5 protein-coding genes are annotated in these 12,284 nt (G+C 62.4%); 4 read left to right on the plus strand and 1 reads right to left on the minus strand.

Translation table 11 applies throughout. The features are described 5' to 3' along the window. Positions 1 to 34 precede the first annotated feature (34 nt). The 3 genes from dnaG (at position 35) to B5X73_RS04030 (ending at position 10,235) form a co-directional block, all read left to right on the plus strand. Entirely contained in the window at positions 35 to 1,777 is a 1,743-nt protein-coding gene (gene dnaG, locus B5X73_RS04020) for a DNA primase (protein ID WP_079520663.1), read from the plus strand. Positions 1,778 to 1,868: 91 nt separating this feature from the next. Continuing rightward, positions 1,869 to 2,483, plus strand: a complete 615-nt coding sequence (locus tag B5X73_RS04025; RefSeq protein ID WP_079520664.1) for a DedA family protein — start codon at positions 1,869 to 1,871, stop codon at positions 2,481 to 2,483. A 120-nt stretch (positions 2,484 to 2,603) separates the two neighbouring features. After that, positions 2,604 to 10,235 carry a Tc toxin subunit A-related protein gene (locus B5X73_RS04030; protein WP_079520665.1) on the plus strand — a complete coding sequence of 2,544 codons (7,632 nt, stop codon included), beginning with the start codon at positions 2,604 to 2,606 and terminating at the stop codon, positions 10,233 to 10,235. A gap of 52 nt (positions 10,236 to 10,287) precedes the next feature. Here the strand turns inward: B5X73_RS04030 and B5X73_RS04035 are convergent, their stop codons facing one another. Further along, a complete protein-coding gene (locus tag B5X73_RS04035; protein ID WP_176167703.1) occupies positions 10,288 to 11,163 on the minus strand; it encodes a LysR substrate-binding domain-containing protein in 876 nt (291 codons plus the stop codon). A 105-nt stretch (positions 11,164 to 11,268) separates the two neighbouring features. Here B5X73_RS04035 and B5X73_RS04040 point away from each other — a divergent pair, with 105 nt between their 5' ends. After that, entirely contained in the window at positions 11,269 to 12,273 is a 1,005-nt protein-coding gene (locus B5X73_RS04040) for a 2-dehydro-3-deoxygalactonokinase (protein ID WP_079520666.1), read from the plus strand. Positions 12,274 to 12,284 lie beyond the last annotated feature (11 nt).

Here is a 12,284-nt window from a genome sequence, read left to right on the forward strand (position 1 = left end):
TACGGAAGCGGATGCGTGGCATCCTAGGCGACTGATGCGTGGCCGTATTCCCGACAGCTTTATCGATGAACTGCTGACCCGCGTCGACATCGTCGACGTGATCGAGCGGCGCGTCCCGCTGAAGAAGGCGGGGCGCGAATGGACGGCGTGCTGCCCGTTTCACAACGAGCGATCGCCGTCGTTCTACGTCAGCCCGCAGAAGCAGTTTTTCCACTGCTTCGGCTGCGGCGCCCACGGCAGCGCGATCAAGTTCATCATGGACTACGACCGGCTCGAGTTTCCCGACGCGATCGAGGAACTCGCCCAGTCCGCCGGCCTGAAAGTGCCCTACGAGGGCGGCCGTGACGATAAGCCACGGGAAGACCGCAGCGACCTCTACACCCTCCTCGACGAAGCGGCCAGCTTCTACCAGCGCGAGCTGGGCAGCAGCCCCGAGGCGAAGGCCTACGTCGACGGCCGAGGACTGGACGAGGAGATCGTCAAACGCTTTCGCATCGGCTGGGCGCCCGCTGGCTTCGACGGCGTGATGAAGGCGCTGGGCACGAATGACCGTCGGCGCCAGCTGCTCAACGAAGCGGGGATGGTCGCCAGCAACGAGCGCGGCAACAGATACGACCGGTTCCGCGAGCGGGTCATGTTCCCCATCCTGGATCGCCGCGGTCGGGTCATCGCCTTCGGCGGCCGCGTGCTGTCGTCCGAGCAGAGCCCCAAGTACCTCAATTCGCCGGAGACCGCCCTGTTTCACAAGGGCAAGGAACTGTTCGCGCTGTGGCAGGTGAAACAGGCGCACCAGCAGGTCACCCGGATCATGGTGGTCGAGGGCTACATGGACGTCATCGCCCTGCATCAGGCCGGCCTGCCCATCGCCGTCGCCACGCTGGGCACCGCGACCACGCCGGACCACGCGGAAGTCCTGTTCCGTGCCGCCCCCGACGTCTATTTCTGCTTCGACGGTGACCGTGCCGGTAAGGCCGCCGCGTGGCGAGCGCTCGAATCGGTGCTGCCGCGCATGCGCGACGGCCGCCAGGCCCACTTCCTGTTCCTGCCCGACGGGGAGGACCCGGACACCCTGGTCCGCAAGGAAGGCAAGGAAGGCTTCGAGAAGCGCATGAAGGACTCCATGCCGATGTCGGAGTACTTCTTTGAGGAACTGGCCCGGGACGTGGACGTGACCCGCCTCGACGGCCGCGCCCGCCTGGCCGAGCGGGCCCGCCCGCTGATCGCCAAGCTGCCCGATGGCGCCTTCCGCGATCTCATGGGCCAGGAGCTGGAGCGCCGCACCGGCGCCCGTGCCGTACTGGAGCCTGAGCCGCCGGCCCCGCGCCAGGACGCCAACCGCCCCACCAACGTCCAGCGCAGCCTGGTCCGCAGCGCGATCACCCTGCTGCTCGCCCAGCCCGATCTGGCGGCCGAGGTGGAGCCGCCCTACCCGTTTCTCCGCCTCGACCGGCCTGGCGTCGCGCTGCTGGCCGAGTTGCTCGATGTGGCCCGCGCGCGTCCCGGCATCCGCCCGGCCGTGCTGGTCGAGTACTTCATGGAGCTTCCGGAGTACGCCTCGCTGCAGAAGCTGATGTCGGCCGAGGTCATCGGCGAGCCGGAGATGCAGCGTGTGGAGTTCCACGACGCGCTGATTCAGATGGAGCGCCAGGCGACGACACAACGCCGCGAGTATCTGATCTCCCGGGTTCGCGAAGGCGTGCTGGACGACACCGAGAAGGCGGAACTGCGCGTTCTCCTGGCGGCCCGCGCCGCGCCGGCCCGCACGGCGGGCGAATGATGCGGCGCACCGCTCTCATAACACGATCCATGGGATCATCCCCGCCTCGTTCCTCGAAGGGACCGGCCCCAGCCGGCTTTACGCGCCACTGATGGATCTACTCAACGACCTCGTCGATTTTTTCGGAAGGAATGGCTACGCCGCCGTTTTCTTCGCGCTGATGCTTTGTGGCGCGGGTATCCCGCTGCCCGAGGACATCACTCTCGTGGCCGGCGGCATCATCACCGGGCTCGGCTACGGCGACGTCCACACCATGGTGGGCGTCGGCATGGCGGGCGTGCTGTTCGGCGACTCCACGATGTTCCTGCTCGGCCGGCATTTCGGCGGCCGGATCATGAGCTGGCGTGTCGTTGCCCGCCTGCTCACCCCCGAGCGCTATGCGAAAGTGCAGGAGAAGTTCGAGAAGTACGGCAACCGCATGATGTTCGTGGCCCGCTTCCTGCCGGGTATGCGTACCGCGGTGTTCATCACCGCCGGTGCCACTCATCGCGTGGGCTTCTTCCGCTTTCTGCTGCTCGATGGCCTTGCCGCCGCCATCAGCGTGCCGATCTGGGTCTACCTGGGTTACTTCGGCGCGCATAACCACGAATGGCTGTCGATGTGGATTCGTCGCGGGCAGACGGGGATTTACCTGGCCATTGCCGCGGCCTTGATCGGCCTGGGCGTCATCTGGTGGCGAAAGCACAAATCGGCCGACGAGCGCTAAGCCTCCGTAGTGATTCGCGGCGGGTCACCTACAACAAACGGTCTATATCACTGCCTGAATGCAACTGCTAGCGTCCTGATACGCGACGTTCCGTCGCCTTAACCAAGGGAAGGATCCCTGATGAGCAGCGACAGCGACGTCACGAATGCTCAATCCGCCACCATCGACGCGGCTACGTACAGCGCACTCTTCGCCGAGAATGCGAATCTGCTGACGGTGGCAGGAGCCGTCGACGACGAGACGGGCCCGGTGGCTTATCTCAGCGACTTGTTCACGTTGAGCAGCCGGCTCGAAGAGGGCGCCGCCCCCGAAAAAGCCTGCCTGCTCGCGATGCGACGACCAGACCTCCCCGACCTCGCTCTCGATAGCGCGGCGCTCCGTCGGGAATATTCCACGCTCGATCTCGTTAACGAGCTGCTGGAGAAGCGCATTGTCCTGTGCACCGGCAGCTCCACGAGCGTCCAGGAGCGCATGGTCAGTGCCACGACACCCATCGGGCTCCCCTATGACGCGCCATGGAATCGCGTACTCAGCATCCTCCACCTGCGCGGCATCCCGCTATGGCGGGCAGTGCGCCATTCGGATCCGGAGTTCCCGGCATTCGTCGCCACGGAGAAACCCAGTAAAGGCTTGCGCGACGCAGTGACAATGGGCTGCGGCTTCTCTCCAGCCGTGCGCAAGATGTTGATCGGGCCAGCCGTGACGACGGATGCGTCCGCGGCAGCGTTGTTCAGCAAAAAAGCTGGCGCCACCGTTGGCGAACTGAGCGCGGTGAAGACGCTCATGGAAGCCGCGGGACTGAAACGTCGTGATGTACGCCATCTTCTGGCCGTAGACGGCGTTGCCAAGGAAGCCGATGCAGCCACCGCTGTGTCTCTCGCCCGATACGCTCCCGACGGCACGGGCAAGCCGTCCAGCAAAGCGTATGGGGCTGCGTTTATCAATGCAGGCGCCGGCCCCCTATGGATACAACAGCGTGCCGGATCCGCCGACGCCATGGATACGGAAATCGCCGGACTAACAGCGAAGCACATGGATCGCATGCAGCGCCTGCTGCAGGTCCGCACGCGCCTCAACGTTTCGTACGCCGAAGCCGATCTGCTGCTTCGCAGCGCGCTCGCTGCAGAGAAGGCAGCGGCGGATAGCTTACCGACCGAGCAGACGCTACGCGCGCTAGGCCTCTACGGCCATCTGAAAGCCAGCACAGAGATCACCCCGGACGGGTTCGCCGCGCTTATCGGGAACCTCCCCGTCTATGCAGTCGGTCGTACGCCTGCGCTGCTCGACAGCCTGATCAAGGTAACCAACAAGCCGTTCACGGCAGACGACACCGCCGCGTTCGCCACCGCACTGCGCATCGATACCACGTTGCTGGAACAACTGTTGCAACGTGTCGAAGCGGTGCAGAAAACAAGGGCGTGCACGCTGCCAGTGATCTCCGCCTGCTACCGCCTGACGTCGCTACCGCGTCTGCTCGGCCTTAGCATCGAAGAAGGGCTCGCCATGTTGGACCTGCTCGAGCGGCAGACCAACGGTTACAACGCCCAGATCGCGGGTAACCCGTTTATAACCAGCTCGCTGGATGCTTTCGACATCCTCGATGTCATACCGGCCCTCTGGAACGCGGCCGACTGGGCCCGGCAGCACCATCTTTCGTTTATTAAGCTCGAGCCGCTCTGTGACGACACGGCGCCGACCACCGCCACCAACGCCTGGTTGGCGGCTCTTGCCGATGCTGCCCAATCGCTGTCGACCAGTCGGCTGGATACGCTGACGATCAAGAAGCTCATGCGAGACACCGAGGTCGACTACGACCTCGGTGGAAAAGCGTGGAGCGAGGTCCTGAACGAGTTCGTGGACAACAACGGACTGATCCTTCCCGTCGCACAGGCCATGCAGAGTCCAGCCCTGCGTATCAAGCTGTCCGGGCTTCTGACGAAGCTGAAAAAGCGTGACACCGTATCGCCCGTCGAGGACTACGTGTCAAAACTCGGCAATGCGATCGCCGATACCGCCGCGTCTCAGAACGAGGTCGCGAGTCAATTGCTGCGCACGGCATTCGCACTTGACGTCGCCCAGGCCCCGGCCGTCCTGACCTGGGCCGGCGTCAGCGGTTACCAGTTGCTCGGCGACGCCATGATGGCTCTAAACAACCGCGTCGATGGTGCCGCGGACGCAAGCACATTCTCCAGCGACATGACGCAGCGCTGGCATCGGGTTCACCGTATCGCTTCGGTGGTCCGCATGTTCGGTCTCAGCGGCACGTGTCTCGATGGCCTCGTCGCTCATCCGGAATGGTTCAACCTGCGGAGCTCTGACGGCAAGCCGACACATTCGATCAGGCTTGACATGCTCTATCGTTTAAGCCGCTACCGGGACTGGGTGGGAATGCTTGCAACTGGCTTCGACGAGCCAGATGCATTGGCGTACCTGAAGCGCACCCATGAAAAGGAGCCGCCTGCCATTGACGAAGCGGCAGCGAACCTGGCCAGACTGCTTGGCGCCACCCCCACGGAGATCCGCGAGCTCACCAGGAGCATCGGAAAAAAGGCCGTTGCCGGCATCGCGGGAGACGTGGCGGACATCGACTATGTCATGCGTTTGCTGACCTTGCAGCGGGAGCTGGGAATTTCGGTCGCTACGCTGAAGGATCTCAATGACATGAAAGGGACGCCGGACGCGCCGCAGGTCGAGCGCGTGGCTGCGGGCCTGAGTACCACCCTGGACGCCTCCCAGCGTACCGTGCTGGATGGCACGCTCGCGGAAGCCTGGCGCGACGCACTCTGCACGTGGCTTTTGCATTTCGGAAGCTCGCAGCCCGTACCACTGCCGGAGATGGTGCGCCGTGTCGACCTGTCCGCCTACCTGCTCATCGACGTCGAAGTGGGAAGCGAGCCTCGTACGACGCGTGTCGCCGCCGCCATCGCCAGCCTGCAGCAGTACATCCATCGCGTGTATGCGCGCCTGGAGGATGGCTATGCATGGCAGGAACACTTCGTCAGCGAACGCAAGGCGTGGCGCGCCTGGCGCAGCCAGTTCGGCTCATGGCAGACCTATAACACGATGAAGCGCCAGCCATCGGGCTTTCTCGATCCATCCCGCCGGAGCAGCAAATCAAGCCTGTTCGAGGCTTTTGAAAAACTCGTGGGGCAGGGTAAGTTCGCTGCCGACGAGATTCAGACCGCTATGCTGACTTACCTGGCCGGCTTCGAGCGCGTCAGCAATATCCAGCCGCTATCCGCGTATCACGACGGGGTGGATCCTCAGAACGACACGTTTCACTTCATCGGCCGATCAAACGTGGAGCCGGCGGAGTATTACTGGCGCACAATGGACATGTCGATACGGGACACCCGCGGCGCACCCAGCATGCTGGCCTGGGGAGAATGGCAGAAGATCACGCTGCCCGCCACGGGCGTCATCGTGCAGACACCTCTCAACAAGGAAACGAGCGCCAACTTCGGCAACGACCCGCGAACCTCGATCGATGCGGTTCGCCCGGTCGTCATTGCAGGGCGCCGATACGTCGTGTGGCTGGAGCGTGACGGCACCGCCGCGAACTTCGACAACAAGACAAGCGACGTCTATGTCTTCCGGCTGTGTTACGCCTACCTGCAGACCGATGGTCAATGGAGCACGGCCAACGAGCTTATTCGGCTCGACGGCACCGATCCGGCGGGTCGGCCTGAACGGTGCGGTGGCCAACCTGACAAGACCCTGATGAAAACGCTGAGTTACCAACCCCGCATTGTCGTGATGGTGGACGAAAGCGGCCCACGTACGGACGATCCCTGGCTGGTCGCTCTACTGGTCACACGCGATACCGACGTGTCCTGGAAGAAGAAAAAGGCCACTTACGCGCGCAACAACGATTACTATATCGCCGCAAAGGATCTTCTTCTCGTCGAAACGCGGGAGATCGATACAGACGACCCGGTCGGACGCCCACGCGAGGCAAAGCTCGTCGACCAGTGGAGCAGGATGTTCGACGACCCCAGGGTCATTCAGCATCGATATGTGGGAGCTACCACCATCATACGCGACGAGTTAGCTGGCGAAAGCCAGAACGTCATTGCGGATGAAAAGTTAAATCGGACGTTGACGAAACTTGAAGATGAATGGAGGGCAGAAGCCGAAGCGATTGCGAGCACGGATAAAAAGGATAAAGAAGCTCTTCTTGAGAGTTATATCAAAGGTCCTGTCTCAGAACCTCTTCACATTCCTTTTATCAAATTAGATCCCGCGGCGAACGGGGATCGGATACGTGTCTCGTACGGGATAGAAGGGAACATGGCGTTACCGTCTTTACCTAGCGATATGCCGTCTACCGACAGCTACGATACCAACCTCTGGCTCTCACCGTCGAAGCCTGGCTACCTCCAGCTGAGAAGATACAGCAGAGCACCCGGCAAAACGGCCGAATTGACTTTCTCGGACGGATCGAGCCGCTCACTTTCCTTCGCAAAGTGGTCCGGTAACTTTGGTTACTATTCTTACCAGGAAGCAAAAAGCTTGCTGGGCTCGGTAAGTGTCTATAACCGGGACTTCCGGTATTCGATGGGGCGGTGGGAGTGGAACTTTCCAACCTCCGGGATTGCTTTGGCTGACACGCTCGTTCGCGTTACCGATAGTAAGGGTGCGGAACTTGCACAATTCGTATGTAAGGCTGGTGACAGTCTCGCCGCGTTGACGAGTGAATTCTTCGTGGAGCGAAGCAAGCTCAACGATCCATTCGAAATCACGGTGACGCTCAGCCGCCTGAAGCCCGAGTCGGAACCATATGCCACGCGAACTGCGCGCCTGGCGATTGTCGACCTGCTGGCGGACGAGCTTCAACCCGACGATGGTGTGCCGTCGGTCGTCATGCGATGCAATGCGTCCCGCATGCATAGCCTGGACTTCACCGAGGCGAATCGTAAGGCGCAAGGAGGGAGCACGCTGCCACCGACAGCGATTCCCCTCAGCACCCTTTTCGGCAAGCGCCTCGTTGCCTTAGCCACACACTCCGTTCAGCGCGTGCTCGCCTGGAGCACGCAAACGATGGAAGAGCCTGGCGCGACCAGCGATGCCTCGTCGTCGCCTATCGACTTCGGTGGTTGCAACGGCGTGTATTTCTGGGAGCTCTTCTTCCACGTCCCATGGCTGGTCGCATGGCGTCTTCGCGAAACAAGGCAATTCCGTCTCGCTGAGGAATGGTGTACGAGGCACCTGTTCGATCCGCAGCGCGGTTTGCCTGATGGCGGTAATGGTATGTCGAGGTACTGGAATGCCGTGCCGCTCACCCTCAAGGGCGGTGCGCTCGCCAGCCAGACCTATGTGCAGGATCCGGACGCATTGGCCGACTTTAACTTCGACCACTATCGCCGCGCGACGTTCCTTTTCCTCGTCGAGCTATGGCTCGCCGAAGGCGACAGTTTCTACCGACAAATGACGCGCGACGCACTGGTGGAAGCGTGGCTGTGTTACGAGAAGGCAATGCGTCTTATCGGTCGGCTACCGGAACCGTTAGCCCCGGAGCGGTGGCAGGTAACCGAACTGAAGTCGCTGTCGATGGAAGCCCTGCATGCCTCGCCAGACCGGCGGATCACGCAGGCTCACCGGAATCTCGTACGTCGCATGGACAACCTACGCCATGGCTTGACCCTCGACGGCAAACCCGGGTTACTTCCCCTGTACGCGGGCGAGACCTCACTCAATTACCTGCTCAATCCGCGCACGGGCTCATCGAGCCAGGGCAGACCATCCCGGACGCTGACCGCGCCGGGCTACCGATATGGCGAGATCATGCCCAAGGCCCGGGAGGCGGCGGCTTGGTTGACGGAGATGGGCCAGCAACTGTTCCACGTGTATGAGGCGGAGTTCGACGCCGACCTGGCGGTCATGCAGCAGAAGAACCTTATCGATCTTCACCGCTTCACCATCAATCTTCAGAACAACGGGCTCACGTCCGCACGAGCCGAGCGACTAAAGCTTGAGCGCGGTCGTGACCTTCTCCTCGAGCGCAAGAAGCATTTCGAACAGTTGGTGGACAATGGCCTTTACCACAACGAGGCCGCTGGCTTCGTGCTCGGCACGACGGCCGGTTTCTTGCGCACCCAGGCTGGGGTGTTCGGCAGCGTCGAGAAAGGGAGCGAAGTCTATCCGACCATCTTCGGGGTGGCCTCAGGGGGTGCTAAGCCAGGAGCCATCGCCGGCGCAGTGAGCCAGGCCGTGAAATACGCGGCCGACATGATGGACGTGGCGGCGCAGGCGGCTTTCAAAGAGGCCGAGTTCGCTCGCCGCACGGCGGAATGGAAATTTGAGATTGCGACCGCCAAGGCCGAGTTGTCGGTCTGCGACAGCGAGATAGCGGTGCAGGACCTTGCGGTGGCGGCGGCGGGTCTTGCGCTGGAGGAAGCCCAGACCAAGCTGCGCCTCATGGATGAGGAATACGTATTCATGACGACTGGCTTCGCCATCGGGCCGACCTATCATTGGATGATTTCCCAACTGACATCGATTTATTCGATGGCATATGACGCGGTCTTCGCACTGTGCCTGGATGCGGAGGCTGCTTACCAACGCGACACGGGCGATTTCACCAGCGAGTTTGTCAGTTCCGCAGCGTGGTCCGACAAGTGGAAAGGCATGCTGGCCGGCGAATCGTTTCAACGCGACCTGTTGATGATCGACTCCGCTTACCTTCGCAAAAACGAGCGGCGGATACTGATGGAGCGAGATATATCGCTTGCGGGGCTGAAGGGTGGCGATGACGTGACGGCGCTGCGCCAGGGACTGTCCGGCAGGGGCTTCGTGTTCTCGCTGCCGTCGCTGTTGTTCGATCAGGATTATCCGGGACATTACCTGCGCCAGATCCAGCATGTTTCGGTCACGCTCGTCCTGAATGGCGTGGACGCCGTCGATCCCACGTGCCACGTACCCGCTTTACTCACACAGATCAGCAGCACCATTCTTACTGAGGCGGACACGAAGGCACTCGAACGCCTCTACAAACCCGAGACCGGCACACACGAGGCGCTACGCACCTCTGTGCGGGCCAATCAGCAGACCGCGGTGTCGACACGGACCTCCGACGCGCTGACGGCGGAAGGTGAGAGCGTGCTGGCCTCGCTGCTCTTTGACGATTGCCGGCTACTGCCCTTCGAAGGCACGGGCGCCATCTCAACATGGCGACTGGAGCTGCCCGGCATCAAGACCGGGTGGGAGACGGTGCTGGGCAAAGGCGCCTCGCGACTCACCGACGTCATTTTCCGCGTCAAGTACACAGCTCGTGATGGGGGAGCCGCATTCGCGGCCGCAGCCAGCGCCCTTGCGAACACCCCCGGCAGCAAGGTTCTGGGCCGGTCTCCGCTGGCCAGCCCGGTGGCGACATATCAGGAGAATCCAGCCGAGATCGACCCAGCGATAGCGGTGGCTTTCTTTAAGAACTTCTACGAGATCATCGTTGGCACCACGAAGTTCGGTCCCCAGGCCAAGGCTGCCAGTGTTGCCGCTTACTACCGAAAATCCATGCCGGATGCCATTGCGAACGATACGACGCTGGCCATCCTCGGCTCGTTAACGTCGCGCGTTACCGGGCAATACGCCATCTTCGATATCGTCCTGGCCATGGTAAGCGAGGACGGGAAGTTGCTGGACGAAGCTTCGACCGATACCAGGGAAGGGGTATACGACCGCGTTGTCGTGGACATCTCCGGTGCGGAGTGGAAAATCACCGAGCACGCTCGTTCGAATCATCCCCTTGACGAATGACCCGAAGCCGATCGCGAACACTGGCGGTACCACGTCACGGCGTGGATACCGCTCATGTCCCGACCGACACTTCGGAGAACAACCAGTCGCGAAAGACCATCGTCTCCTCGCGCGACGCCGCATCGCGCGACACCGCCAGGTAATACGTGTGCTGCAATGGCAGCTCGATCCGGAACGGCTCGACCAGTCGCCCGGCGGCGAGGTCATATGCGACCAGCAGTTCCTGCGCCAGCGCCACGCCCTGCCCCTCGATCGCCGCCTGCAGCATCATCGTGCCGTCACCAAAGCCCATGTCGCGCGCGATGGCTCCGGGCTCGATCCCCGCGCGCTCGAACCACTGATCCCAGCTCGCCGCGGCCGCCGAGCGGCGATTGGACCGCTCATGCAACAGCATCTGGTCGAGCAGCGAGGCAGGCTCCCCGACACGAGCCGCCACAGCGGGCGAACACACCGGCGTGTAGCCGCTGCTCGCCAGGATGACCTGCTCGAGACCCTCGCCCAGCCGATCGTCGATCGCGAGGTCCCAGCCACCCTCCTCGGCACCCTCCGTCACGACCTCGACAGCGATCCCGGGATGCCTTCCGAAAAATCGGAACAACCTCGGCACCAGCCATTTCGTACCGAACGTGGGCGGCACCGAGACCCTCAACGAGGCCGGACGCTCCCCCATCACCTGGTCCGTGGCATGTTGCAGCGCACGAAACGCGTCACGAACGCGGGGAAAATAATTCTCACCGGCCGCCGTCAGCGACAGCCGATTGTTGCTCCGCACAAATAACGGCGTACCGAGATACGACTCCAGCAATTTGACCTGGGCGCTCACCGCGGCCGCCGTCAGAGAGAGTTCTTCACCGGCCTTGGTGAAGCTCAAATGCTGCGCTGCAAGTTCGAAGACGCGCACGGCATTGAGGGGTAGGGAGCGCTTCATTGCGAAGTCATCAAATTTTTTTTGGGGAAGACCCCGACAAATTCTAGTTTGCCTGCCTCGTTCGCGAACGCCAAGAATCCGTGGCGCTCTTCCCACGGACACTCGATGAACATCCTCACCATCGACACAGGCACGACCAACACGCGAGTCACCGTCTGGCAGGACGGCAAGGTCGTTGGACACGGTGCCCGGCAGGTCGGCGTACGCGACACCGCCATTACCGGCAATACGCGCAAGCTGGAGGAAGGCGTCCGCGAGACCATCGCCGAAGCTCTCGCCAACGCGAAGCTCGAAGCCGGCGACATCGGCCGCGTACTCGCCTCAGGCATGATCACCTCCAATGTCGGGCTCTGCGAGATTCCGCACGTACCGGCACCGGCGAGCATCGACGACCTGGCAAAGGCCATGCGCGAGTCGCTGCTCGAAAACGTATGGCACGCGCCGATCTGGTTCGTGCCGGGTGTGCGTAACGCCGTCGACCACATCGGCCTGCACAACTGCGAGGCGATGGACATGATGCGCGGCGAGGAGACCGAATCCTTCGCGCTGGTCGAACGTCTGGGCCTCGACGAACCCACGGTCATCGTGCTGCCGGGCTCGCACTCGAAGTTCGTCAGTATCGACAAGAACGGGCGCATCGACGGCTGCGTCACGACGCTGGCCGGTGAGCTGCTGCACGTGATCTCGCACGACACGATTCTGGCCGGCTCGCTGAAGGAAGGCTTCGCCAAACGCATCGATCCCGAAATGCTGCTGGCGGGTGCCGCTTCGGCGAACAAGATCGGCCTGGGCCGTGCGTGCTTCAGCGTGCGTATCCTCGATCAGTTCGCGGTGTACGACGCCAACGCGCGCGCCAACTTCCTGCTGGGCGCGGTGCTGGGTTCCGACCTGCTCACCCTCAAGAATTCCAGCGCGATCCGGATGAGTCCGGGTACGCGCTTTGTCGTCAGTGGCAAGCCGATCCTGCGCGAAGCGATCGCGCGACTGGTCGAAGGCGACGACTTTTTCTCCGGCACCGTGACGGTGCTGGGCGACGACGACCAACGCGACCTAGCGGGAGCCGGCGCGATCGCCGTGGCCCGTCGCCGTGGGCTGGTCGACCATGAGTAATCCGAGGAGGG

Origin of the sequence: Luteibacter sp. 22Crub2.1 (assembly GCF_900167995.1) — a bacterium.
In the GTDB taxonomy this organism is placed as follows: domain Bacteria; phylum Pseudomonadota; class Gammaproteobacteria; order Xanthomonadales; family Rhodanobacteraceae; genus Luteibacter; species Luteibacter mycovicinus.